Below are 25,652 nucleotides of genomic sequence, written 5' to 3' on the forward strand. Positions count from 1 at the left end.
GGGCAAACCGCTCAACATAACGCCAGCGACATTATGCGCAGTGTCGGATTTATGAGTCCCAAGGCATGGTCAATCAAGGATTGCCTTTAGGTCCAACATGTTGGTTATGAGTGCAGCTTTATTTGTTCACCACTGGTTATCAATCATATGTTCGGTCCTGGTCGAGCAAGTGGTCCAACGGCTTGCGGCTGGCACTCTCGTGACGTTCCCGGTTGCCGGTGTGCAGGTACTTGGAGGTGGTGTCGATGCTGTCGTGTCCCGCATCGGCTTGTACGTGGGATAAAGGCCGTCCGTGCAGATTGATGTCATGGGTGATGCCGGTGTGACGAATGGAGTGCGGCGTCAGGGTTCGCATTTCAGCAGCATCCTGATCAAAACCGTCTTGTTCGGCAAGGCTTGCGGCCTGTTCAAATACCGCCATTACCAGGTCTCGTAGCTGGCGGATACCCAGATTGGCATTGAGTTCGCCTTGTTCGCGGCCATGGGCCGCCGCCTTGTGGCGTACGAACAGCGGGGTCTGCTCTCCGGGGGCCGGCAGTGGCAAAAGGCCAAGAAAGGTACGATAGCGAGCCAGGGCTTCGAGCAGAGCCTGAGAAACGGCCACGGTGCGACGTTTACCGCCTTTGCTGCGGGGAATGTCATAACCCCAGACGCCCGTTTTGGCGTCACGTCGAAACTGGCCCATGACAGGGCTGAAACCCGGCCTGGCCGCCACCTCTGAAATCCGCAAATAACAGGCATACATCAGACAGATGAGAAAGCGGCTGCGCTCATGTTGTGCCGGGCATTCGGCAGCGAGCTGTTCGGCGGCTTGCATCACATAGGACCATTGCAGTTCGGTGAAGGATTGCGCATCTTCACCAGCCTCCTGGGGGCCCGCACGTTTAACCCGCTGCAGCAGGAGAGCCGGATTGCGATCCATGTACTCCTCCTGGATGAGAAACTGGAAGAAGGCGGACAAAATGGCGAGTTTTGTCTTCATCGCCTGCTCACTCAGTCGATACGGCAGCTCCCGGCCCAGTTCCCGCTTGCCAAGAAACGGACGCCACAGGGGGTTTGGCAACCGTTCCCCCCACTCCTTGTCGAGCACGAACTGGGCGACGTTGCGGTAGGCAATCAGTCCGGACGGTGGCGCCTGGCAATAGTCGAGATAGCGCATCATGATGCGCCTGGTGAGATCCTTGGGGCTGATGGCCACCTCGCAAAAACACCAGTGCAAAAAAGTGGTCAGCTCACTGCGATAGGTCTTGTAGTTGTTTTCGCTGTGGCGCTGCTCCAGCAGCCAGTCGACGGCCAGCTCATAGACGATCCCCGCGTCGGGGACCTTGCCAAGACTCAGGGTGGCGAGGTACTGGTTGACCTGGGGATTGCCCGCCTCAAGGTGGTCCACGCTATCGAACAGCGGCATGGCGGGTGGAAGTGCTGGATGAGTCATGATGGTGTGTGATGTCGGTTGAATGTTTTGAACGGGGCCGCCCCCCTGATGCCGATAAATGGGGTTATCGGCATCAGGGCTTGCAGTGCGCCTTGGGGGCAACGACCTGAGGCATCTTGCTGTGATACCCCATGATGACGAGCAATCGGCATATTCAATGAATATGCAGTGTGGTTGGAAAATCCTCGGGGAGAATAGTCGTGAAAATGACTTAAGTTGCACTTTTCATGAATGAGATAGCGGGTTCTGCCTCACATCCCCTTCCCCGCCCTTTCGTCTCAAGCCACGCTCTTCAGGGGCTTCCCCTTTGGCAGTTCAGTATCCAGCTTGTCTTCTTTGGGGGGATTCCCCTGCCCTTTTCCACCGCGCAATACCTGCTGCAACTGATCCCGCTGCTCGGCCAGATAAAAGGCCAGACTCTCCTGCTGCTCCGGTGCAAGCGCGACCGGCGCACCCGCCAGCAGTGTCATCAGCTCATCGGCGGTGTCCAGCAGTTTGTCATAGGCATCCGCCTCTTTCTTGCTGGCAAAGGTCATCTTCTCCACTCCCCCACGTACCACAACATACTTGATCTCAACGGCCATCGCGGCGCCCTCCTGATGATAGTGATTGCAAGTATATGTACGTATATACAGTATTGCAAATACCCTCAGCATGTCGGCATGCATCGCCAGCCCCTGCTTGGCTGGCGGCGGCCAGTTCACACCGGAAAACACGTCTTTTCAAAGGGGGGTGTGCAGCGCGGCAAGACAGGGCTGGCGTTTTAAGGTAAATTTCATCAATTCCTTCAACAGGTTGAATCGTATGTCGGATCCGCACTCGGTGATTGTCTGTCCGGCCTGTGACTTGCTGATCGAACGCAAGTTGCTGCCGCTGCGCCGTCACGCCCATTGCCCCCGCTGTCATCAGCATCTGTATGGGCGCTATGCCTTTCGCCCTTCCCAGTTGATGGCGCTGACCATCACCGGATTCCTGTTGCTGCCTTCCGCGTTTTTTGAGCCTTTGATCTATCTTCGTCTGGCGGGCGTGAACTCGGACGCCAACCTGATCAAGGGGATTATGATGCTGTATGCCGAGAGCGAGCTCTGGGTGGCAACACTGGTGCTCTGGTGCGCCGTGCTGGCACCGACAGGGCTGCTGCTCGGGATCTTTGCCCTCGCCTCCGGCCTGGCCAAGCGCTGGCATCTGCTGGCGTGGACCCTCAAAGCGGTCGAGGTATTTCGTCACTGGGCCATGCTGGAGGTGTACATCGTCAGCCTGCTGGTCGCCCTGTTCAAGCTTATCGACATCGCCGACGTGCGCCTGGGAGGCGGTCTGCTGAGCCTGGGTTGTCTGATGCTGCTCAACATGACGCTGCTGATCCTCTTTGACCCTGCCCCTTACTGGGAGCGGATTCCGCTGCAACATGCCTCCCGGGAGCCGGACCATGTCCCCGATCAGCGCCCGTGAACTGGGGCTTTGCCGCTGCCATACCTGCGGGTTGCTGGTGCGCCATCAACATGGCATGAGCTGCCCTCGTTGTCACACCCCCTTGCAGATGCGCATTCCCCATTCCCTCGCCTGGTCATGGGGCCTGCTGGCGCTGGCCACCTTCATGTTGTTGCCTGCAAACCTGCTGCCCATCACCCACTTCTACAACAAGGGATTATTGCAGTCCGATACCATTTTCAGCGGTATCATGGCGCTCTATCGCAGCAAGATGTCCGGCATCGCCACCATAGTGCTCACCGCGAGCATCATCGTGCCAATCGGCAAGATCCTGGGTCTTGGCTGGATCTGCTGGCAGTTGCAGCGCAGCAAGCCGGTGCGCCGCAAACGCCAGCTCGTCATGTACCGCATCATCGATTTCATCGGACGCTGGTCCATGCTGGACCTGTTCGTCATCTCGCTGATGGTGGCTCTGGTGGATCGCGGCGTGCTGCTCAACGTGCGTGCCGGCCCCGGGGCGACGGCATTCGCCGGCGTGGTGGTGCTCACCATGATGTCGGCCAGGATGCTCGATACCCGCCTGTTGTGGGACAAGGCGGCCCGTTAATGTTTTTTGTGTCGAACGCGCTGTGCATCACAGCCAATGTAAGGAGTCGGTATGGTCGGGGCTGAGCCCGTCATTGAGAAGCACCGCTGGTTATCCCCGGTCTGGTTGCTGCCCTTCATCGCCCTCTTGCTGGCGGGAGGCTTTCTCTACCAGCAGTGGACGAGCAGTGGTCAACTCATTCGCATCAACTTTGCCCAGGGCAACGGTATCTTGCCGGGCAAGACCCAGTTGCGCTATCAGGGGGTCGCCATCGGCGTGGTCCAAGAGCTGGAACTGGCACAGGATGGTCGCAAGATTGCGGTGCTGGCCAAGGTGGACAGCCGTGCCCGCTCCCTCATACGCAAGGGCTCCGACTTTTGGCTGGTGAGTCCGAAGGCGTCACTGACCGAGATCTCCGGCCTGGACACCCTGGTGTCCGGCAACTACATCAACCTGCAACCCGGACGGGAGAACAACCCGCTGGAGGATGAGTTCGATGCCCTGGATGGCCCTCCCCCCGGTTATCAGGCCCAGGGGCGAACCCTGCACCTGACAGCCGATTCCCTGGGGTCGGTGGGCATCGGCGCCAAGATCTATTTCCGAGGGCTGGAGGTGGGCAGTGTCATCAACACCCGTCTTGGGGAAGAGAACCAGAACGTGATCCTGGATCTGGTGATCGAGCCGCGCTTCGAGCACCTCGTCAAGGCGGATACCCGCTTCTGGAACATCAGCGGCATCAAGGGCTCCTTCAGCCTGGCTGGCGTCAGCGTGGAGGCGGGCAGCCTCACCTCCATCCTGAGCGGCGGCATTGCGTTTGACTCCCCCAAGGATTCTCCCGTGGCGCAAAAGGGGGTCAACTTCATCCTCTACAAGGGGCTGGCCGAGGCCGCCCGGGGTGAGCGCATCACCATCCAGGCGGGGACTCTGCCCATCAAGGAAGGGATGCCCATCCTCTATGAGGGCATCGAGATTGGACGAGTCGACCCCATTCGCCTCACCGAGCAGGGGCGGAGCGTGACGGCCCTCATCAACCCCGAGCAGGCGTTCCGGGTGACCGGCAAGAGTCGCCTGGTGTGGGAGACGGTCTCTCTCTCCCCTGCCGGGATCAAGCACGCGGATCGCCTGCTGGCCGGGCCCGCCATTCGTCTGGACTATGAACCCGGTAAACGGGTCAACACCATGATCCTGGAGAGCCAGGCACAGCGCGGCGGCATCAAGCTGACCCTGCAGGCAGAGGATCTCGCCGGTTTGAGCGAAGGGGCTCCGCTCTGGTTCAAGGGGTTGCAGATAGGTCAGCTCGGGGCACTGACCCTGGATGCCGGCGGCAATGCCAGTGTCGAGTTGCTGGTGAACGAGCGTTATCGCCATCTGCTGCAACGGGCTCGCTTCTATCGCGCCGCCCCCTTGCAGGTGGAGGCGGACCTCAGCGGTATCAAGGTGGAGACCAGCCCGGCCAGTGCCTGGTTGGCGGGGGGCATCAAGCTGGTACAGGCTGCGAAGGGTGACAGGATTGACCGCCTCTACCCCAGCCAGGAGCTGGCCCTGCTTGGGAGCCGCCATGCCAAAGCGGTCAGCTGGACGCTGCGTGCCGCTCAGGCTGATGGTATCGGCGTGGGCTCCCCCGTCCTCTACCTGGGACTGGAAGCGGGCAAGGTCAAGGCGCTGGATGCCGATGATCGCGGTGTGGCCATCACCCTGGAGATCGATGCCATCTATGCTCCTTTGCTCAAGCAGCAACCCCAGTTCTGGAAGAAGGCCGCCATCGACGGCAAGATCCGGCTCGATGGCGTGCAGGTCAAGATGGGGAACCTCGCCACCCTGCTGCGTGGTGCTATCGAATTCGACAAGCTGGGGACAGGTCGCAGCAGTCATCAGCTCTTTGACAGCAAGGAGCAGGCAAGCTCCCAGGTGCGCACCCTCACCCTCACGGCGGATCACAACCCGGGTCTCGGGGTCGGTAGCCCCATCCGCTATCGCGGAGTGGACATCGGCAAGGTGGAGCAGGTGGAACTGGATCCGACCCTGGGCCAGGTGAGCTTCAAGGCTGAGCTGAACGAGCAATATGCCGCGCGTTTCCTGCAATCCGGGGCGCGCTACGCCCTGGTGCAGGCCAAGGTCGGGCTGGGGGGCGTTGCCCACCTCGATACCCTGATCAAGGGGGCCTTTGTGGAGGCGACACCGGGCCGGGGGGCTGGTAAGGAGACCTTCCCCTTGAGCCAGAGTGGCCCCGCCGGTCTTGCCCTGACCCTCAAGAGCCCCTCCGTCGATGGCATCAGCGTGGGCAGCCCCCTGCTGTTTCGCAAGATGGTGGTGGGCAGCGTCACCGGCGTGACCCTGGCCCGGGATGGCAGTGAGGTGCTGATCGATGTGAATGTGGATGGACAGTACGCCCATCTGATACGCGCCAACAGCCGCTTCTGGAATGTCTCCGGGGTCAAGGCCGATATCGGGCTGACCGGTGGCACCATCGAGGTCGAAACGGTGCAAAGCCTGCTGGCGGGCGGGATTGCCTTCAATACGCCGGAGCGGGAGATGGGCGCGACCGTCAAGGCGGGTCATCGTTATCCGCTTCATGCCAAGGCGGAAAAAGAGTGGCTGGAGTGGAGCCCCCGCATCTTGCCCTGAGTTATTCCCCTGCTCGTCAAAAACCGGCCTTGTGCCGGTTTTTTTATGGCCTCATGGACTCCCCCATCAAGAAGGGCCGCGCACTGTGGTAAGATGTCGCCCCTCATTTTGGGTCAGCGAGATTGCGCCGTGCACGACAACACCTACCTCCCCGATCACTTCCTGCGTCACATTGCGGAGTTCATGCCATCCCATCTCTCCATGGAGGCATTCGTGGCGAGTTGCCGGCAGCCGCTGCGGCGCAGCATCCGGGTCAACACCCTCAAGATTACGGTATCCGAGTTTGTCGCCCGCATGGCGCCGCTTGGCTGGCAACTGGATCCCGTGCCCTGGTGTGAAACCGGCTTCTGGCTCACCCGCAGTGATGAGAGCGTTCCCCTTGGCAACACGGCCGAGCATCTGTGCGGCCTCTTCTACATCCAGGAAGCGAGCTCCATGTTGCCGGTGACGGCGCTCTTTGCCAGTGAGCAAACCCGAGGGGATGGCATGTTGCTGGACGCGGCCGCCGCCCCTGGCTCCAAGACTACCCAGATCGCGGCGCTCATGGAGAACCGCGGCATGCTGATCGCCAACGAGTTTTCCAGCAGCAGGCTGAAAGTGCTGAGCGCCAATATCCAGCGCTGCGGTGTGACCAACGTCGGTATGACCCATTTCGATGCCAAGGTCTTTGGCCAATGGCTGCCGGAAACCTTCGACGCCATCCTGCTCGACGCCCCCTGCTCCGGCGAGGGGACGGTGCGAAAAGATGAAGACGCGCTGCGCAACTGGAGCCTGGAGAGCATCGAGGAGATTGCCGCAGTGCAGCGTGGCCTGCTGGAGAGCGCTTTTCACGCCCTCAAACCTGGCGGCGTACTGGTCTACTCCACTTGCACCCTGAGCCTGCAAGAGAACCAGGACGTCTGCCAGTCACTGCAAGAGAAGTTCGGTGATGCCTTCAGCTTTGACTCGTTGGCCGATCTCTTTCCGGGAGCGGAGAAAGCCTGTACGCCGGAGGGATACCTGCACGTGTGGCCCCAGATCTTCGACAGTGAAGGCTTTTTCGTCGCCCGGTTGCGCAAGCATCACTCCGTGCCCAACACCATGTTCAAACCGGGCAAGCTCGGCAAGTTCCCCTTCTCACCGCTGCCAGAGAAAGAGGCCGGCCCCATGCTGCGGGAGATTGAAGGGAATTTTGGCATCGTGCCCCATGGCCAACTGTTTGGCCGCAATGACGAGATCTGGCTCTTCCCTCATGCCTTCGAGCAGGTACAGGGGAAGCTGCGTTTCGATCGCATCGGCATCAAGCTGGCTGAAACCTTCAAGAAGGGATATCGATTGACCCATGAATGGGCTCTGGCTTACGGCCATGAGGCGAGCAAGGGATGCGTCGAGCTGGATGCCGCCAATGCCCGTGAATTCATGATGGGACGAGATGTCTGGCCAGAGCAGGATGCCGGGACTGGGGAAGTGATCGTTCGTTACCAGGGGCACCCGCTCGGCATGGGGAAATGGGTGGGGAGTCGCATCAAGAATGCCCTGCCCCGGGAGCTGGTACGGGACAACAACCTGTTCAATGCGTGAGAGTGGGGTCGCTCGAGCAAAAACAGCGCCTGTTCGAGTCTGAAAAACCCCCACTCTGGTTGAACTTTTATCCGGTTCTTGAAATGCCTAGAGCCTTGTCTAAGCTTAAGGCTATCCGCATACCAGTTAGCGCACGGCTCTGCAAGGAGCCAATTCCCCTATGCCAGGTACAAGGAATTCGTACCTGGCTTTTTTTGTCTTCCTTTTTCAACCATGCCGGCACGATACCATCGTCTATTCGAGCATGTCTGCCGACTCGGGGACATCGCTCTGCTGCGCGTTGGTCGTTTGTTGCAGTTCGTGCTGATAGAGCAGATCGATTGCCTGCTCGATGATGGAGGCCTGACTGTCTTCCAGTTGTTGCCCCAGCATGGCCAACCGCTCTGCATGACGATTGCTTATCCAGCATTGCAACCGGCTGTGGGTTTCCTGCTTGCGCTTCACGTGCTGGCGCTGCCGTTCGGCGTTCTCTTGAGCGGCGCTTTTCTTCAATTCCTGGCTGCCATCACCCTCTGACATATTATTGTCGCGAATGTTATCTCTCATTTTTCGTTGGCATCTTCTACGAAAGTAAATCGGATTACGACTCCCCCACCGTCATGATGTCTGTGGAGGACGGATTGAATATACCATCAGATCAACAGGATAGCATTTAACATAAAAAAGGCAGAGGCGCGGTTTTCTATAACAACCCATCCAGGGCGTGATCCGAGAACTTGTGTGCATCGTCGAAATATTCCTGCAAGGTGCGCATGTCCTTGTGTCGGGTCACCTCGATGATCTTGTTCATCGGTTTGCCCGCCGTTACCGCAAAGGTGATGAACCCCCGCCGCAAACTGTGGCCACTGACGTGGAGATCGTCGATGGCCTGGCCGGTTCGCCGCTTGATCATCAGGTTGATACCTTGCGGCCCCAGGGGGTCTGCCATCAGCTGTCCCCAGCGATTCATCCGGCGAAACAGGGGGCCCTCAGCAATCCGGCTTTTTTTCAGCCATTGTTGCAGTGCAGACACTGGGCAATACCGGGTACCTGGAATGAGTGCTATCTCCGATTCATGGAGCTGATGTTTGCTTGGTTTGAGACGAAGGCGTATCCCCTGCCCCACAAACTGCACGTCATTCACCTCGATCCTTGCCGCTTCCGATCGACGCAAGGCGCCACTGAACATCAGGAGCAACAGGCTGTAATCCCGAAGTCCCGCCAGGTTGCTGGTATCTATCTCGTCCAGCACGCAGGCCAATGGTTTCAGGGTCAGCGCCCCCGTTTTGCGTTTGCGGTTATTACCGAGCCGTACTATGCCCCGCATCATCTCCTTTATCTCCGCATGCTCGGTCGGCATGGGGTGGATCCCCTTCTGCTTGAAGGCATAACGAATGCCGGCAAGCCGTCTTACCAGGGTGGCTGGTTTGCGAGGTTCCCCGTTGCGAAGCTCCCCCTTCCCTTCTTCTTTGTCCAGCCAGACCCAGTTGGCTAGGATGCCGTCGGCCTGATCCGCCAAAAAATTCATGATGTCGTGGTGTGTCGTCTGCAAGGGATCCAGCCCGTGGAGCTGGCACCAGGAGACAAAGATACGGGTATCTGCCTGATAGGCATTGAGGGTGGAGTCGGCTTTGGCGCTGCGCAGAAAGCGTCTTGCCCGGCTGTTCAGCTGAGGATCGAAGACGCTCTGCAAAGATTGCTGAACTGGGTTTTGAAGGCGTGGGTAGTTCACTTAACTCTATGATTTAAAGCGGAGTTTCGGTGGATCTTACAGGATCATCCAGATCTATCAAGTATCGATAATGAATATTATCGATACTTATGAAGAGTGCTTTAACCCATTTCAGCTCCCTCATCTATTCCTCAAGCATTCTGTCATCCCTGCTCCGTTTTATCAGGTGCTGGCGATTTGAACTCGTCAGCATCCACCACACAAAATGAGAGATAACAACTTGGCATGATTGTTTCTGGATGGATCATGATAGTGCAGATTGTCATAGTAAAACGCCCCGCTATGCGGGGCGTTGTCTGTTATCGCTTTGCCAACTTGAACAATTCGAAGAAATTGTGGCTGGTGGCCTCCGCCAATTCGGCGAGCGGAATCTGGCGAAGATCCGCGATAAATTGGGCAACGTCGCGAACAAAGGCCGGCTCGTTCTCCCTCCCCCGGTGCGGAACCGGTGCCAGATAGGGAGAGTCGGTTTCAACCAGCAGTCGCTCCAGGGGCAACGCCTTGACCACTGCCTGCAGGGCTGAGGCGTTCTTGAAAGTGACTATCCCCGAGATGGAAATATAGAACCCCATTGCCATCGCGGCCTCGGCCATTTCGAGGGACTCGGTGAAGCAGTGCAGCACTCCGCCCACCTGTTCGGCCCCCTCCTCTCGCATGATCCTCAAGGTGTCTTCCTGGGCATCCCGGGTGTGGATGATGAGCGGTTTGTTCAGTGCCCGGGCTACCCGGATATGTTCGCGGAAAGAGGCTTGCTGTACATCCTTATTTTCCGGTGAATAGAAGTAGTCGAGCCCGGTTTCGCCGATGGCCACCACTTTCTCATCGGCCGCCTGAGTCAGCAGCAAGGCAGCATCCACCCCGGGATCCTGATTGAGCGGGTGAACACCGCAGGAGGCAAACACCTGGGGATGGGGGGCGATGGCCTCCATCATGGTCGGGAACTGGGCCTGGGTCACACTCACGCAGAGAAAATATCCCACGCTCTGCTGCGCCGCCTTGGCCAATACATCGGCCATGTCGGTCTGCTTGGAGCCATAACTCAAGCGATCGAGATGGCAATGGGAATCAACGAGTAACATAGACAACCTTGTTTATAACCAGCGATTGAGCCAGTTCATCAAATGGATGGTGGGATTGGAAAGCTGTCCTGGCTGACAAGCCTCTTTCAGCATAACCAGCTGCTGTTCGGCTTCCAGGAGCCGTTCGCTGGAGTGTTTCTCTGCCAGTTGCTGGCTGAGTGATGCAAGATCCGGCATCGCCAGTTGATGATGGCCGCAGCCAGCCTGAAGCTTGAGGGCATCGCACAAGAAGAGCTGCAACCAGTGCAGCCGGACCTGATTATCCTCGGCCAACTGGGCGCAGACATTCGCCGCACGGGTGGGGGCCGATGCCAGCGAGACAAATCCGTCGAGCAATGCCCGTCTGGCATCATCTTGCTGTGCTTCGATGTAGCTCAGCACCCGCAGCGGCGCCCCCTGGCAGATCCGCACCTGGGCCTGGGTGGCCTGATGGCCCTGCTCGGCGAGCCAGGCAAGGGTCTCCCCCTCAGAGGGGAGCTGGCAGACATGTTTGTGACAACGGCTCAAGATGGTGGGGAGCAGGCGAGATACCCGGGATGCGATGAGCAGCAACAGACTGTCGCCAGCCGGCTCTTCCAGCGTCTTCAGCAAAGCATTGGCGGCAGACTCCGTCATGCGCTCCGCCTCTTGAATGATCACCACCTTGCCGCGACCAAGCTGGGACGTGCTCTGGAGGCGGCTGCAAATCTCCCGGATGGCTTCGACACCTATGGTCTTGCCCTCGGGCCCCAGGGTCCCAAGATCCGGGTGATGCCCCTTCTCAAAAAGCTGGCAGGAGTGGCACTGACCGCAGGGCTCACCTCGTTGTGGATGCTGACACAGGTGCAGTCGCGCCAGTCGCTCTGCAAGCTGCTCCTTGCCAAGACCGGGATCGCCTAGCAGCAACCAGGCGTGCCCGAGCCGTCCGGCCCGGGCCGTCTCGCTCAGGGCATGCCAATCCGGGATCAGCCAGGGATACATAGCCCCTCGCTTGCCAGATAATGCTCAAGGACTGCCTCGATGGCGGCTTTGACTTGCTCCGGGGGCAACCCGGCATCGATGACCTGGATGGAATCATCGGCGGCCGCCAACTCGAGGTAACGCTGGCGGGTACGTTCAAAGAAGCCGATCTGCTCCAGCTCAATCCTGTCCAGCTCGCCGCGATGGCGGGCCCGCTGCAGGCCGATGGCAGGATCAATGTCGAGATAAAGGGTCAGATCCGGCTTGAAATCCCCGAGGACCGCCCGTTTGATGGCGCCGATGAGGTTCGCATCGATACCGCGGCCACCCCCCTGATAGGCCTGGGAGGAGAGATCGTGGCGATCGCCCACTACCCAGATGCCGTCTGCCAAGGCAGGCTTGATCCGGGTCTCCACCAGTTGTACCCGGGAGGCGTACATCAACAGCAGCTCGGCCTCGACGGTCAGGCGCTCGTCGTGCACCTCCTTGACGATGGCCCGCATGCGTTCCGCCAGCGGCGTGCCGCCCGGCTCCCGGGTGCACTCGATCCGCGCCACTCCGTGGGCTTGCAGATAGTCGGTCACATAGCGCACCGCAGAGCTCTTCCCTGCCCCTTCCAATCCTTCAATCACGATAAATTTAGACATTAGGGTTTCTTCAATATGTATTCACGCACCGCCCGATTGTGTTCATCGAGGGTCTTGGAGAAGTAGTGGGCACCGCCCCCCTTGGCAACGAAGTAGAGATAGTCGGTCGATTTGGGGTTGAGCGCCGCCTCGATGGAGGCCTTGCCCGGCATGGCGATGGGCGTCGGAGGCAGACCGTCGATCACATAGGTGTTGTAGGGGTTCACGTCGGTCAAATCGCTGCGGCGAATGTTACCATCGTACCTCTCCTTCACCCCGTAGATGACGGTAGGGTCGGTCTGCAACTTCATGCCAAGGCGTAGACGGTTGACGAACACAGAAGCAATCTGGGCTCGTTCATCCGGTTGGCCCGTCTCTTTTTCGATGATGGAGGCCATGATGAGCGCCTCATAGGGTGTCTTGTAGGGCAGATTGGCCTGACGCTTCTCCCAGGAAGCCTCCAGGAACGTTTTCATGTCCTGATAGGCGCGGCGCAGGATGGAGAGATCGCTGGCATGAGTGGTATAGGCGTAGGTTTCCGGCAGGAACCACCCCTCCAGCTTGCCATTTTCGATGCCGAGTTCCTGAGCCAGCTCGGTTTCGCTCTGCTCCAGAGTCAGGCGCTCCAGATAGGGGGCGCTGGAAAGTTGCTTCAGCCAATCCTCAAATCGGGACCCTTCGACAAAGGTCAGGCTGAAGTGAAACTCCTTGCCGGAAGCAAAGAGAGAGAGAGTCTCCTTGAGCGGCGCCCCTTCCTTGATTTCATAGGTGCCGGACTTGATGGCCACCAGTTCGGGATGACCGCGCAACCAGAGGCGCACCGCCCAGGGGCTGGTTTCCCCCTCCCCCAGTTCGGCAATCAGGCGCGCCGCATGGGCGCCTTTTTCGACGGTAAAGAGGCGGGTTGGCCCCTTGTTGGTGAGCGTCTCCACCTGTTGCCACTTGTGATACACGTACCCTCCGGCAACGGCGACAGAGAGTGCCGCCCCCGCGAGCAGGGTGTAAAGCCGATTAAACTTCAATGACCAAGCGCTCCTGTAAACGGCGGATCAATACCGGGCTGGGATAGTGCATATCCCCGATGCTGGTGACCGGGACTATGCCCATGAGGGTATTGGTCAGCCAGACCTCTTCCGCCTGCCAGAGTGACTCCAATGGAGCCTCAACGACACGCAGTTCAATGCCCATCTGTTTAAGCATCGTCATCACGCGCTTGCGCATGATGCCATCGATCCCGGCGCGGGTGAGATCCGGTGTGAACACCGTCCTGCCGCGACGCCAAAACAGATTGGCGCTGACCCCTTCTACCAGAAATCCCCGGCTGTTCAAGACTATACCTTCGACCCCGCCACGCGCAGCAAGTTCGCGCTTCAGCATCACTTGTTCGAGGCGCCCCAGCGTCTTGAGACCGGCGAGCATGGGACTGTCCCCAAGCTGCTGCTGGCATACCAGGGCATTGATGCCGGTTTGCTGCCAATCATGATAATGCTCAGGATAAGGTGCCAAAGAGACGATGCGAGTGGGCGTGTCACAGCCTGCGCCGTCATATCCCCGCCCACCGGCGCCCCGGGTCAGCATTATCTTGACGACAGCCTGTGTCTGCCCAGAAGCCAGCTGCGCCGCCTCGTCGGCAAGCAGGTCCCAGGAGTGCTCGCCAAAACCAAGCCGGGCGTTGGCATGTTGCAGCCGGGCCAGATGGTCCTGCCACCAGAGTACCTTCCCTTCCCTCACCAGCATGGTGGTGAAATGACCATCTCCGTATGCCAGTCCACGATCCCTGGCTGACAGTGTTTCTGTGGGTATTCCATTAATCAGCAAGGGGATCCCTCCGATAAAAAAGGCCCGATACTGCCGTATCGGGCCTTATCATTCGCCCAGAGCGAATTATACGCGTTTGAAGATCAGGGAGCCATTGGTGCCGCCAAAACCGAAGGAATTGGAGAGGGCATATTCGAAGCTACCGGCCTTGGCAACATGCGGCACCAGATCCAGGTCGCACTCATCATCCGGGTTGTCCAGGTTGATGGTAGGAGGCACCATCTGGTCACGCAGAGAGAGCACGGTGATGATCGCCTCGATGGCGCCAGCCGCACCCAACAGGTGGCCTGTCATGGACTTGGTGGAGCTGACCATCAGGGCGCTGGCATGTTCACCAAACACCTTCTTCATGCCGCGCAGCTCTGCCACATCCCCAAGGGGGGTGGAGGTACCGTGGGCATTGATGTAACCGATCTGCTCGGGTGCAATGCCAGCATCCTTGATGGCGTTCTTCATGGCGCGTGCGCCACCATCGCCGTCCGAGGGAGGGGCCGTCATGTGATAGGCATCCCCACTCATGCCAAAGCCGACCAGCTCGGCATAGATCTTGGCGCCGCGGGCCTTGGCATGTTCGTACTCTTCCAGCACCAGTACGCCGGCACCGTCGCCCAGCACGAAACCGTCGCGATCCTTGTCCCAGGGGCGGCTCGCCTTCTGCGGTTCGTCATTGCGGGTGGAGAGCGCCTTGGCAGCGGCAAAGCCGCCCATGCCCATGGGGGTGGAGGCTTTCTCGGCACCACCGGCGACCATCACGTCCGCATCGCCATAGGCGATCATCCGGCCAGCCATACCGATGGCATGGGTACCCGTGGTACAGGCGGTAGTCACGGCGATGTTCGGGCCCTGCATGCCTTTCATGATGGAAAGATGACCGGACACCATATTGATGATGGTGGACGGAACGAAGAAAGGGCTCAGCTTGCGGGGGCCGCCATTGATGAGGCTGCTGTGGTTCTGCTCAATCAGACCCAGACCGCCGATACCAGAGCCGATGGCAACGCCTACCCGCTCCGCGTTCTCTTCGTTGATGGTCAGGCCGGAATCTTCCAGGGCCTGAACACCCGCCGCCACGCCATACTGGATGAAGAGATCCATCTTGCGGGCTTCTTTGCGGTTGATGCCGAACTCTTCGGGGTCGAAATCCTTGACCAGGCCTGCGAAACGGGTTGCGAACTCGCTTGCATCAAAGTGGTCGATGAGGGAAATGCCGCTCTGCCCGTTGAGCAGGGCTTGCCAGCTGGATTCGGCAGTGTTGCCTACCGGGGAAAGCATCCCCAAGCCGGTCACCACGACTCTGCGTTTTGACACTGAGGTAGTCTCCGAGAGGTGTTTTGAAAGGGGTAAACATAAAAGAAGCGGCCCTTGGGCCGCTTCTTTCAGAACAGGAACTTATTCCTGATTAGCGGTGATGTAGTCGATAGCCGCTTGAACAGTGGTGATCTTCTCGGCTTCTTCATCAGGAATTTCGGTATCGAATTCTTCTTCCAGCGCCATTACCAGTTCAACGGTATCCAAAGAGTCAGCGCCCAGGTCGTCGACGAAGGAGGCAGCGTTCTTCACGTCTTCTTCTTTAACACCCAGTTGTTCGATGATGATTTTCTTTACGCGTTCTTCGATGTTGCTCATGACCTGAATTTTCCTTTAAAAATACGCTATTGCGTCTGGTTGGGGTAGTGTATTCAATTGACGTGAGTTTGCAAGTGACTTGCCGCTGGTCAAACCACGAAATGTGCCAAACTTCGGCGTATTATCGCAAATTTGAACAGAACTCACGACAAATTGATTACACCATGTACATCCCGCCATTAACATGCAGGGTTTCGCCGGTAATATAGGCGGCATCATCCGATGCCAAGAATACCACAGCGGCAGCAATTTCTTTCGGATCGCCCAAACGGGCGGCAGGCACCTGATTCATGATGCCGGCGCGCTGCTCTTCATTGAGCGCCTTGGTCATGTCGGTCTCGATGAAACCGGGAGCAACCGCATTCACCGTGATGCCACGAGATGCCACTTCACGGGCCAGCGACTTGGTAAAGCCAACCAGACCCGCCTTGGCAGCAGCATAGTTGACCTGACCGGCGTTGCCCATGGTGCCGACCACGGAACCGATGCTGATGATGCGACCGTTGCGCTTCTTCATCATGGCTCGCAATACCGGCTTGCTCAGACGGTACAGGGAGGTGAGATTGGTGTCGATGATCTCGTTCCACTCGTCATCCTTCATCCGCATCAGCAGGTTGTCGCGGGTGATGCCGGCGTTGTTGATCAGGATGTCGATGTCGCCAAAACGCGCCTTGATGGCGGCGAAGACGGTTTCGATGGATTCCTGACTGGTCACGTTCAGTGCCATGCCGCAGCCTTGCTCACCCAGGTAAGCACTGATCGCCTCGGCACCGCTCTCGCTGGTCGCGGTCCCCACGACTTTGGCGCCACGAGCAGCAAACGTCTCCGCAATCGCACGACCAATGCCACGGCTGGCGCCAGTGACCAACACAACCTTATCGGTAAAACTCATGACTTGCTCCTGTTTACTTGATCTGGGCCAGCGCCTGCTCGAACGAGGCGGCGTCGTTGGCGTGAATACCTTCCACTCGCGCATCGATACGCTTGGCCAGGCCGGTCAACACCTTGCCCGGGCCCATCTCGATTTCGAGGGTTACACCGTCGTTTGCCATGCGCTCTACCGTTTCAGTCCAGCGAACCGGGCTGAACAGCTGACGCACCAGGGCTTGCTTGATGGCGGCAGGATCCTGCTCACAAGAGACGTCGACATTATTGATGACGGCGATGGCAGGAACCTTGATCTCGATCCCATCCAGGGCGGCGGCCAGCTTTTCTGCGGCAGGCTTCATCAGGGCGCAGTGGGAGGGCACGGAGACCGGCAGCGGCAGAGCACGTTTGGCACCTGACTCTTTCATCAGCACGTTGGCACGCTCGACCGCCTCTTTGTGGCCGGCGATGACCACCTGGCCCGGAGAGTTGAAGTTGACCGGAGAGACCACCTGCCCCTGGGCCGCTTTCTCACAGTTGGCAGCGATGCTCTCGTTGTCCAGACCGATGATGGCAGCCATGGCGCCAGTCCCTTCCGGTACGGCTTCCTGCATGGCCAGACCACGCAGCTCGACCAGTTTGACGGCATCGGCAAACGCCAGCGCGCCGCTGCACACCAGAGCGGAGTATTCCCCCAGGCTGTGGCCGGCCATCACGGCGGGGGTTGCCCCCCCCTGTTGCTGCCACAGGCGCCACAGCGCGACGGAGGCGGTCAACAGCGCTGGCTGGGTACGCCAGGTCTTGTTGAGATCCTCGGCCGGGCCTGCCATCACCAGGGCAAACAGGTCATAACCCAGCACCTGGCTCGCCTCGGCGAAGGTCTCTTTAATCACGGCGTGTTGCTCGGCCAGCTCGGCCAGCATGCCGACGCTCTGGGAGCCTTGTCCCGGGAAGGCAATGGCAAATCGGGTCATCATTGATTCCTTTAAGGTAAGACGAATTCGGTAAGCGGGCGCCCGAGGACCGGGCACCGCTCGGTATCAGAGGCGAACCAGCGCAGAGCCCCAGGCAAAACCGCCGCCGAAGGCTTCCAGCAGGACCAGCTGGCCGGGTTTGATGCGACCATCGCGCACCCCTTCATCGAAGGCGATAGGCACGGAGGCCGCGGAGGTATTGCCATGACGATCCAGGGTCAGGATCACCTTGTCGAGCCCCATGCCGAGTTTCTTCGCGGTGGCATTGATGATGCGGAAGTTGGCTTGATGGGGCACCAGCCAGTCCAGCTCGCTCGGCTCGACGTTGGCCGCAGCCAGGGTTTCGGTCACGATCTCGCTAAGGCGTGTCACCGCGACCTTGAAGACATCGTTGCCCTTCATGTACATGTAGGCTTCGAGCTCGGCACCCGGCATGCCGCGACGGGGCTGCGGCAGTTTGAGCAGCTCGCCATAACGGCCATCGGCATGCAGATGGGTGGAGAGGATGCCTAGAGTGTCGCTGGCACCGATGACCACGGCCCCTGCCCCATCCCCGAACAGGATGATGGTGCCGCGATCCTCGGGATCGCACATACGTGACAGCACGTCCGCACCGACAACCAGCACATGGCGAGCGGCGCCGGATTTGACGAACTGATCGGCGATGGCGAGAGCATACGTAAAGCCGGCACAGGCGGCGGCCACGTCAAAGGCCGGGATCCCTTGCACCCCGAGTAGGCCCTGCAGTTCACAGGCAGCGGCTGGGAAGGCGTTCTCTGCACTGGTGGTGGCCAGCACTATCATGTCCAGATCGGCAGCGGTCAGGCCCGCCGCGTCCAGGGCGCGCAGAGCGGCCTGGTGAGACAGGGTGGCGACGGTTTCGTCGGCTCCGGCGATACGGCGTTCACGGATCCCGGTGCGTTCCACGATCCATTCGTCACTGGTTTCAACCATCTGTTCAAGATCGGCGTTGGTACGAACCGAACTCGGCAGATAACTGCCAGTACCCAGAATTTTGCTATGCATAGAGTTTTATAAATCCCTGTCGGAAAAGACAGATTCAAGGCGATCTGCAATTTGCAATGGAAGTTGATGTCTGGCTTCTTGTGCGGCCAGCAGAATCGCATGACACAGAGCGCGGCGCTCGGCCCGCCCATGGCTTTTTACCACAATGCCGCGCAATCCTAACAGACTCGCGCCATTATACTGGTCGGGGTTCAGGTAAGAGAAACGCCGTTTGAACATAAATCCGGCGAGTCGACCAAGAAAACTGCGTTTTTTACGCGGATATCCGGCCAGTTCAGCCATCATCCGCACCACCCCCTCCGCGGTCTTGAGCGCCACGTTGCCCACGAAACCGTCGCAGACGATCACGTCGCACTCGCCGCTGAAGATCCTGTCACCCTCAATGAAACCGACAAAATTCAGGGCGGAGCATTGGCGCAGCAACTCGGCGCTGTGGCGCACCAGGTCGTTGCCCTTGATCTCCTCCTCCCCCACGTTGAGCAGTGCCACTCTGGGTGAAGGTATCCCCTCCACCTTCTCTGCGACCACGGCGCCCATCACGGCAAATTGCAGCAAGGTGTCGGCATCGCAGCTCACGTTCGCTCCCAGATCCAGCATCACGGTCCGTTTTCCACCCAATGTGGGCAGCGCCTTGATGAGGGCTGGCCGGTCAACACCGGGCAAGGATTTGAGCACGCACTTGGCCATGGCCATCAAGGCACCGGTGTTGCCTGCACTGACACAGGCATCGGCAGCGCCGCTCTTGACCAGATCCAGGGTCACGCGCATGGAGGAGTCTTTCAGGGTACGCAGCGCCACGATAGGCTTTTCGCCCATGCCCACGACCTGGGAGGCATGCACGAGACGAACGCGAGGATGGTTGAGCAGGCCATGTTGCTGCAGAAGAGGGGCAGTCTGGTGTTGATCACCGACCAGAACAAGTTTTAGCTGGGGTAGAAGAGACAGTGCCTGCACGGCGGCAGGCACTGTTTCCGAGGGGCCGATATCTCCCCCCATTATGTCTAGCGCGACAGTTTGCGTAGACAAAGGCAATCCTTAAGCGATTACCTTTTTACCGCGGTAGAAACCATCGGCAGTCACGTGGTGACGACGATGAATTTCGCCACTGGTCTGATCAACAGTCAGGGCAGCGGTGGTCAGCGCATCGTGGGAACGACGCATGCCACGCTTGGCGCGGGTTTTACGGTTCTGTTGTACGGCCATGGTAGGCTAACTCCTAAAATTCACTTACGTTTGAGCGCTTCAAGAACTGCAAAGGGATTCGGCCGCTCATCAGCAGGTTCGATTTCACCCCAGGTCATCTCCATGTTTCCTCTGGGACACACATCCACCGGATGCATGGCTACCTGAGGCAACGAGAGGATGAGTTCATCCTCCAGGATTTGATGAAGATCTATCTCGCCGTTTTCGTCCAACTCAATGGGCTCATAAGCTTCCGGCAGTTCTTCCTCGTTTGTTCTTTCGAACAGCGGAGTGTAAATAAAACTAGCTTCACAAAGGTGTTCAAACGTCTCACCACAACGTTGGCAAACCAGGTCGACCTTGGCATGGGCAGTGCCTTTCATAACGGTCAACTTCTGGACATCTTTGCCAAAGTGCAGTGTGACATCCACATCACTTCGCAAGCCTTCGGTTGATTCCTCCAGCCTGGGCATCTGCGACTTTTCCACTATCCCGACATAATCGAGTAGCTTCAAGGCATTACGGACTGGATCAACCTTAACGGGCAACTTCACCTTTTGCATAGGGCGCAAATATTATAGGTCCAACAAGGGATAGTCAAAGGAAAAAGTCCTTACCGCCGATGATTTTACCTTCACAGGCCCCTGCAAGAGGAACTTGTGCTCATCGGTGGCCGATTATGCCATATCGTGCAGGATCTGGCACAGGATCCTGTTCCCCTCCCCTGTCTGTCCACCGGATGTGCTCCTTGGTGTCTCATCAGGTGGCAGAACAGCGCGGGTCGCTCCCCAGCAGGCCTGGTGTCGCAGCCACTCTGGGCTCGGCTTCCATCAGTCGGCGTATGGCTTTGAAACTGCCCACGGCAGCCTTGATGGCAATGGGATTGACCAGCCAGCCCGGCAAGTTGTTGCCCGGGTTGGTATAGGTTTCGAGCCGAACGAGTGTGCTGCCATCCCGTTGGGGTAGCGCCTCCCACCGTCCGGCGCTTTCCTGGATCCGGAACAGCCCTGCATGCAATGGCAGGGCATTCGGCTCTGCCCACACCTCGAGAGTCAGGCTGCAATCAATGCGTCGACTCAGATGGGAGCGGGTGATGAGCTCCCTGTCTTGCACCGGCCAGGGAGACGCCAGGCGGGTATAGACCAGATCATCGTCGGGACCCGATCTGGCCAGCACCCTGACTTCACGGCTCTGGGGCAACCACTCTTTATGGCGCGCCGTGTTCCGCAGCACCGTGATCAGCGCGCCAGGATCGGCATTCACGCGCATCTCCAGACGTAAGGCCTGAAAAGAGGTCGGAGGATGTGGCTGGGTCCAAAGCATCACCCCCTCATCCCCCTGGCGAAGTTGCCATGTCCCTGCCCAGCTGGCGAAGGAGATCAGTGCCATGACCAAGGCCGCATATCGTGTCATCACGCTCAATTCCGCTCTCTTGTGTTTGTGCCGTGGTTCCATCAGCATGCATGCTTCCCGCTAATTAGGCGAGTCCCGCTGTAGACATCTCCTGTTTGCGTGGCCCCATCTGCACAGATAGAATCAACCAATTGATTTATAAATGGATATCATCAAAACATGCAGCCTTCCTTGATCCTCGCGTCCACCTCGTCCTACCGCAAGACCTTGCTGGAAAAACTCGGTCAGCCGTTTCACTGTGCCGCGCCTCAAGTCGATGAGACGGCGCAACACGGGGAAACCGCGGAAGCCCTGGTCAGCAGATTGGCGTTTGCCAAGGCGAGTGCGGTTGCTGCTGATCGTGATCAAGGATTGATCATCGGTTCAGATCAGGTGTGCGTCTGTGACGGGCAGATCCTCGGCAAACCCGGCACGGTGGAGAAGGCGGTCGAGCAGTTGCTGCAGGCCCAAGGCAAGCGCGTCATCTTTTACACCGGGCTGTGCGTGATCAATGCTGCAAATGGCCATGCCGAGCAGCTCGTCGAGCCTTTCACCGTGCATTTTCGTTCGCTCGATGAAGCCGCCATCCGTCGCTATGTGGAGGCCGAACGTCCTCTGGATTGTGCCGGCAGCTTCAAGTGCGAGGGAATGGGCATCGTCTTGTTCAAGGCGCTGGAGGGGCGCGATCCCAACGCCCTTGTCGGTCTTCCCCTGATAGGCTTGGTTGATCTCCTGGGTCGCCACGGCCTGGCTCTGCCATAACAAGAACTCTGCCATGAAAAACGGGAGCCTTGGCTCCCGTTTTTCATGGTTGTCAGCGTGACAGCTTGGCGAGGAACGCCTCAAGCTCCGGTGACAATGGCGCTTCCACCTGCATCTCCCGGTCGTCCACCGGATGAGTAAAGGTGAGCTTCCAAGCGTGCAGGAACAGACGCTTTAGCCCCTGCCCTCGCATCTTTTCATCAAACCCGGTCTCACCATATTTGTCATCGCAGGCGATGGGATGGCCGGCGTGCTGGGTGTGGACACGGATCTGGTGAGTGCGGCCCGTGATGGGGCTGCACTCGACCAGGGTGGCTTCGGCAAACTGACGGGCAATCCGGAACCGGGTCTCGGAGGGCTTGCCATCGCTGCTGACCCGCACCACCCGCTCGCCGGATTGCAGATCATTTTTGCGAAGTGGCGCATTGACCACCTTGACGTGGGGTTGCCACTGGCCACGTACCAGCGCCAGATACTGCTTGCGCATGGTCTTGACCCGCAACTGCTCGTGCAGGCTGCGCAGGGCACTGCGCTTCTTGGCAACCAGCAGCACGCCGGAGGTGTCGCGATCCAGCCGGTGCACCAGTTCGAGGAAACGGGCTTCGGGGCGCAGGGCACGCAGCCCTTCGATGACGCCAAAGCTGAGGCCGCTGCCGCCGTGCACTGCCATACCGGACGGCTTGTTGAGCACTATCATGGCATCGTCTTCAAACAGGATCTGGCTCTCCAGACGCTGGATGCTGCCGAGGTTGGCAGAAGGCAACTCATTCTTCTCGGCCACACGCACGGGGGGCACCCGCACCTCGTCACCGGCACAAAGCTTGTATTCCGGTTTGATGCGCTTCTTGTTGACCCGCACCTCCCCTTTTCGAAGGATGCGATAAATCAGGCTCTTGGGGACGCCCTTTAACTGAGTCTTGAGAAAATTGTCGATGCGCTGCCCGTCATGCTCAGCTTCGATGGTGAGCAGCTGCACTTGTTGATGTATCTGTGTCATGGCGCGGATTTTAACACCGCTGACAGCCCTTGGCTCCATGCTTTGTTAAAAAATGGCGTCTTGCTATAAAAGTGGTTTAAATGGGATAATAAACAAGGTTTTGTCATTGTGTTCAAGCCTTGTACTAAGTGGCCAAAATGTATGCCACCCAATCCCGAAACACCGTGTATACAAGAACATGACGGTTCCCGGGTGCGAGGTACAACGCATGGAGAACACAAACAGAACCGACGTAAATTGTCTCCACATCGGTATCCTTAATTCACGCCCTCTCGAGAAGGCTGAACCAGAGTGCCCTTAGTTTGCGCCTCATGCATACCCCAACCGGGAGGTTGCCCCAGCATGCTGAAGACCCGAGGCCGGCGCCGGCAGGACCCAGTGGAGGAATCAAAATGACAAAATAATGAGAACTCAATGAAAAGAATGCTAATCAACGCGACTCAGGAAGAGGAGTTGCGCGTAGCGCTGGTTGACGGACAACAGCTCTACGATTTGGATATTGAAAGTCCGGGACACGAGCAGAAAAAAGCGAACATTTACAAGGGCAAAATCACCCGAGTAGAACCCAGTCTCGAAGCTGCTTTTGTTGACTATGGCGCCGAACGCCACGGTTTCCTGCCGTTAAAGGAAATCGCCCGCAATTACTTCCCCTCCGGTTACTCCTATCAGGGTCGTCCCAACATCAAAGAAGTGGTCCGCGAAGGCCAGGAAGTGATTGTCCAGATCGACAAGGAAGAGCGTGGTACCAAGGGTGCAGCCCTCACCACCTTCATCAGTCTGGCTGGCAGCTACCTGGTGCTGATGCCGAACAACCCCCGTGCCGGCGGCATCTCCCGTCGCATCGAGGGTGACGAGCGGACCGAGCTGAAGGAAGCCCTGAGCGGACTGACCGTGCCGGACGGCATGGGCCTCATCGTGCGCACTGCCGGTGTGGGCAAGTCCCCGGAAGAGCTGGAGTGGGATCTGAACGTTCTGCTCAATCACTGGGACTCCATCCACAAGGCGTCACAACAACGTTCCGCTCCGGTGCTCATTCACCAGGAGAGCAATGTCATCGTGCGCGCCATCCGTGACTATCTGCGTCGCGATGTGGGCGAGATCCTGATCGACAACCCGGTCATCTTCGAACGCGCCAAGTCGCATATCGAGCTGGTCCGTCCCGATTTCCTCAATCGCGTGAAGCTGTACAAGGGTGATGTCGCCCTGTTCAACCACTTCCAGATCGAGAGCCAGATCGAATCGGCCTTCCAGCGCGAAGTGCGCCTGCCCTCCGGCGGCAGCATCGTCATCGATCCGACCGAAGCACTGACCTCCATCGATATCAACTCCTCCCGCGCCACCAAGGGCGGCGATATCGAAGAGACCGCCCTGCAGACCAACCTGGAAGCGGCCGATGAGATCGCTCGCCAGCTGCGCCTGCGTGACCTAGGTGGCCTGATTGTCATCGACTTCATCGACATGACCCCGGTTCGCCATCAACGCGAAGTGGAAAACCGTCTGCGTGAAGCGGTGCATCAGGACCGTGCCCGTATCCAGCTGGGCCGTATCTCCCGTTTCGGTCTGCTGGAGATGTCTCGCCAGCGTCTGCGTCCCTCCCTCAACGAGTCCAGCAGCCATATCTGCCCCCGTTGCCAGGGTCAGGGGGTCATCCGTGACAACGAATCCCTCGCCCTGTCCATCCTGCGTCTCATCGAAGAAGAGGCCATGAAGGACAACACCGAGCAGGTGCATGCCCAGGTGCCGGTCGATGTGGCCGCCTATCTGCTCAACGAGAAGCGTACCTCCATCGCCAATCTGGAACAGCGCAATGATGTGCGTGTCTACATCATTCCGAACCAGCATCTGGAAACCCCGCACTACGAAGTGACCCGCATCCGTCAGAACGAGATCCCGGAAGCGGCCAGCTACGAGCTCAAAACCGAGATTGCCAAGCCGGTCTATCAGCCGCGCCAGGCTCAGGTAGTCGAACGTGAACAGCCGCTGCTGCAAGGGTTTGCCCCGGCTCCTCAGCCGGTTGCGCCCGCCGCCCCGGCTCCTGTTGCGGCTCCTGCTCCGGTTGCAGAACAAGTCGGCTTCTTTGGCAAGCTGGCCAAGGCCTTCTCCGGCCTGTTCGGTGCCTCCTCCGATGCGGCCCCGGCCGAGGTGAAGGCGCCTGCCGACAAACCGGCCGCCCAGCGCGAAGCTCGCAAGGATGACGGGCACCGTCACCAGCGCGATGAATCCCGCAGCCGTGGTCAACGTGGCCGTCGTGACGACAACCGCAGCAATCGCAACGCCGAGAGCGGTGACAAGCGTGAAGGTGCGGCAAACCGCGATGGCGCAGAAAACCGCAATCGTCGCCCGCGCAAAGAGCGTGAGCCTCGCCAGGAACGGGAACCCCGTGGTGACGTGCGCACCGAACAGCGCATGGAGCGTGAGCCTCGCGAACCCCGCCAGGAGCGCGAACCTCGTGCCCCGCGTCCGGCTCGTGAACCTCGCGCCCCCCGCGAACCCCGTGCCGAGGTGATCGTCGAGGCGGTTGATACCGTTGATACTGCGGTCGCCAGCGCTGAACCGCGTCAGGAAAAAGAGCAAAAAGTGGCCGAACGCCGCGAACGTCGCCAACTGCGCAAGCAGATCCGTGTCGATGTCGCTGCGACCGACACCCCTGCCCTGCCGACTGACGAGCAAATCACCGATGTCGCCGACGTGCAAGCCGCTGCTGAGCAACAAGAAGAGCACGGCGAAGGTCAGCGTCGTTCCCGCCGTACCCCGCGCAATCAGCGCATCGAAGGGCAACGTCGCAAGCGCATCAACGAAGAGGCTCGTGGCCAGCGTGAAGACGAAGCACAAGGCGAAGTGCAGCTGACTACCGCGGCCCAGGCCGATGCGGCTCAGGTGAAGGTGGAAGAACCGGTTGTGCCTGTCATCACCATTCCGAGCGCAGAAGCGGTTGCTGCCGCCCTGCAGGCCTCCGCCGCACTGACCGAACACGTGGTGGCTGAAGCCGTTGCTGAGGAAGCGGCAGAGCAGGCACAAG

The 25,652-nt window shown here is 59.0% G+C and carries 25 protein-coding genes; 6 read left to right on the top strand and 19 right to left on the bottom strand.

The window, feature by feature from the left end; all coding sequences use genetic code 11:
• Positions 1-139 precede the first annotated feature (139 nt).
• Positions 140-1,435 (bottom strand): tyrosine-type recombinase/integrase, encoded by a 1,296-nt coding sequence (locus AACR77_RS15860; protein ID WP_042878478.1) that lies wholly within the window; start codon positions 1,433-1,435, stop codon positions 140-142.
• A gap of 278 nt (positions 1,436-1,713) precedes the next feature.
• Positions 1,714-2,019, bottom strand: a complete 306-nt coding sequence (locus tag AACR77_RS15865; RefSeq protein WP_039041159.1) for a YebG family protein — start codon at positions 2,017-2,019, stop codon at positions 1,714-1,716.
• 220 nt (positions 2,020-2,239) lie between these two features.
• Between AACR77_RS15865 and AACR77_RS15870 the strand changes: the two genes are divergently transcribed.
• The 4 genes from AACR77_RS15870 to rsmF all read left to right on the top strand — a co-directional run bounded on the left by AACR77_RS15870 (position 2,240) and on the right by rsmF (position 7,634).
• The gene (locus AACR77_RS15870; protein WP_010674754.1) at positions 2,240-2,884 is read left to right on the top strand and encodes a paraquat-inducible protein A; all 645 of its coding nucleotides are present in this window, start codon (positions 2,240-2,242) and stop codon (positions 2,882-2,884) included.
• Positions 2,862-3,470: a paraquat-inducible protein A gene (locus AACR77_RS15875; protein ID WP_010674753.1), complete on the top strand. Its 609-nt coding sequence runs from the start codon at positions 2,862-2,864 to the stop codon at positions 3,468-3,470. Before AACR77_RS15870 ends, AACR77_RS15875 begins: the two co-directional genes overlap by 23 nt.
• Before the next feature lie 51 nt (positions 3,471-3,521).
• Positions 3,522-6,074, top strand: coding sequence for an MlaD family protein (locus AACR77_RS15880; RefSeq protein WP_042878480.1), 2,553 nt, complete (start codon positions 3,522-3,524; stop codon positions 6,072-6,074).
• 129 nt (positions 6,075-6,203) lie between these two features.
• Complete coding sequence (gene rsmF / locus AACR77_RS15885; protein ID WP_042878482.1) at positions 6,204-7,634, top strand: 16S rRNA (cytosine(1407)-C(5))-methyltransferase RsmF; 1,431 nt, start codon at positions 6,204-6,206, stop codon at positions 7,632-7,634.
• Positions 7,635-7,868: 234 nt separating this feature from the next.
• On the opposite strand, the gene AACR77_RS15890 is transcribed toward rsmF, so the two are convergent.
• The 16 genes from AACR77_RS15890 to AACR77_RS15965 all read right to left on the bottom strand — a co-directional run bounded on the left by AACR77_RS15890 (position 7,869) and on the right by AACR77_RS15965 (position 20,943).
• Positions 7,869-8,153 carry a RepB family protein gene (locus tag AACR77_RS15890; protein WP_042878484.1) on the bottom strand — a complete coding sequence of 95 codons (285 nt, stop codon included), beginning with the start codon at positions 8,151-8,153 and terminating at the stop codon, positions 7,869-7,871.
• Positions 8,154-8,316: 163 nt separating this feature from the next.
• The gene (locus AACR77_RS15895) at positions 8,317-9,345 is read right to left on the bottom strand and encodes a site-specific integrase (protein WP_042878486.1); all 1,029 of its coding nucleotides are present in this window, start codon (positions 9,343-9,345) and stop codon (positions 8,317-8,319) included.
• A 299-nt stretch (positions 9,346-9,644) separates the two neighbouring features.
• The gene (locus AACR77_RS15900; RefSeq protein WP_042878488.1) at positions 9,645-10,424 is read right to left on the bottom strand and encodes a TatD family hydrolase; all 780 of its coding nucleotides are present in this window, start codon (positions 10,422-10,424) and stop codon (positions 9,645-9,647) included.
• A 12-nt stretch (positions 10,425-10,436) separates the two neighbouring features.
• Positions 10,437-11,384: a DNA polymerase III subunit delta' gene (holB, locus tag AACR77_RS15905; RefSeq protein WP_042878490.1), complete on the bottom strand. Its 948-nt coding sequence runs from the start codon at positions 11,382-11,384 to the stop codon at positions 10,437-10,439.
• Positions 11,369-12,010, bottom strand: coding sequence for a dTMP kinase (gene tmk / locus AACR77_RS15910; RefSeq protein ID WP_041215165.1), 642 nt, complete (start codon positions 12,008-12,010; stop codon positions 11,369-11,371). Before tmk ends, holB begins: the two co-directional genes overlap by 16 nt.
• Complete coding sequence (gene mltG, locus AACR77_RS15915) at positions 12,010-13,011, bottom strand: endolytic transglycosylase MltG (RefSeq protein ID WP_029314535.1); 1,002 nt, start codon at positions 13,009-13,011, stop codon at positions 12,010-12,012. The genes tmk and mltG overlap by 1 nt, the downstream gene beginning before the upstream one ends.
• The gene (pabC, locus tag AACR77_RS15920) at positions 13,001-13,807 is read right to left on the bottom strand and encodes an aminodeoxychorismate lyase (protein WP_041211426.1); all 807 of its coding nucleotides are present in this window, start codon (positions 13,805-13,807) and stop codon (positions 13,001-13,003) included. Before pabC ends, mltG begins: the two co-directional genes overlap by 11 nt.
• A 66-nt stretch (positions 13,808-13,873) precedes the next feature.
• Positions 13,874-15,115 (bottom strand): beta-ketoacyl-ACP synthase II, encoded by a 1,242-nt coding sequence (fabF, locus tag AACR77_RS15925; protein WP_042878492.1) that lies wholly within the window; start codon positions 15,113-15,115, stop codon positions 13,874-13,876.
• A gap of 81 nt (positions 15,116-15,196) precedes the next feature.
• Positions 15,197-15,433, bottom strand: a complete 237-nt coding sequence (gene acpP / locus AACR77_RS15930) for an acyl carrier protein (protein WP_005300909.1) — start codon at positions 15,431-15,433, stop codon at positions 15,197-15,199.
• Between the two features lie 157 nt (positions 15,434-15,590).
• Entirely contained in the window at positions 15,591-16,325 is a 735-nt protein-coding gene (gene fabG / locus AACR77_RS15935; protein ID WP_039041169.1) for a 3-oxoacyl-ACP reductase FabG, read from the bottom strand.
• A 13-nt stretch (positions 16,326-16,338) separates the two neighbouring features.
• A complete protein-coding gene (gene fabD, locus AACR77_RS15940; protein WP_042017641.1) occupies positions 16,339-17,274 on the bottom strand; it encodes an ACP S-malonyltransferase in 936 nt (311 codons plus the stop codon).
• Positions 17,275-17,340: 66 nt separating this feature from the next.
• Positions 17,341-18,300 (bottom strand): beta-ketoacyl-ACP synthase III, encoded by a 960-nt coding sequence (locus AACR77_RS15945; protein WP_042878494.1) that lies wholly within the window; start codon positions 18,298-18,300, stop codon positions 17,341-17,343.
• A 6-nt stretch (positions 18,301-18,306) separates the two neighbouring features.
• Positions 18,307-19,326 (bottom strand): phosphate acyltransferase PlsX, encoded by a 1,020-nt coding sequence (gene plsX / locus AACR77_RS15950; RefSeq protein WP_041215168.1) that lies wholly within the window; start codon positions 19,324-19,326, stop codon positions 18,307-18,309.
• Between the two features lie 9 nt (positions 19,327-19,335).
• Entirely contained in the window at positions 19,336-19,503 is a 168-nt protein-coding gene (gene rpmF, locus AACR77_RS15955; protein WP_005300935.1) for a 50S ribosomal protein L32, read from the bottom strand.
• Between the two features lie 20 nt (positions 19,504-19,523).
• Positions 19,524-20,045: a 23S rRNA accumulation protein YceD gene (gene yceD / locus AACR77_RS15960; protein WP_029314532.1), complete on the bottom strand. Its 522-nt coding sequence runs from the start codon at positions 20,043-20,045 to the stop codon at positions 19,524-19,526.
• Between the two features lie 196 nt (positions 20,046-20,241).
• The gene (locus tag AACR77_RS15965) at positions 20,242-20,943 is read right to left on the bottom strand and encodes an START domain-containing protein (protein ID WP_410488149.1); all 702 of its coding nucleotides are present in this window, start codon (positions 20,941-20,943) and stop codon (positions 20,242-20,244) included.
• 111 nt (positions 20,944-21,054) lie between these two features.
• Here AACR77_RS15965 and AACR77_RS15970 point away from each other — a divergent pair, with 111 nt between their 5' ends.
• Positions 21,055-21,636, top strand: a complete 582-nt coding sequence (locus tag AACR77_RS15970; protein ID WP_042878496.1) for a Maf family protein — start codon at positions 21,055-21,057, stop codon at positions 21,634-21,636.
• A gap of 52 nt (positions 21,637-21,688) precedes the next feature.
• Here AACR77_RS15970 and rluC read toward each other — a convergent pair whose 3' ends face one another.
• Complete coding sequence (rluC, locus tag AACR77_RS15975; RefSeq protein ID WP_205125369.1) at positions 21,689-22,633, bottom strand: 23S rRNA pseudouridine(955/2504/2580) synthase RluC; 945 nt, start codon at positions 22,631-22,633, stop codon at positions 21,689-21,691.
• A gap of 414 nt (positions 22,634-23,047) precedes the next feature.
• Between rluC and rne the strand changes: the two genes are divergently transcribed.
• Positions 23,048-25,652, top strand: a 2,605-nt coding sequence (rne, locus tag AACR77_RS15980; RefSeq protein ID WP_042878503.1) for a ribonuclease E, incomplete at its 3' end; no start/stop codon positions are given.

The organism is Aeromonas sp. ZOR0002, assembly GCF_963866995.1.
Classification (GTDB): Bacteria; Pseudomonadota; Gammaproteobacteria; order Enterobacterales; family Aeromonadaceae; genus Aeromonas; species Aeromonas caviae.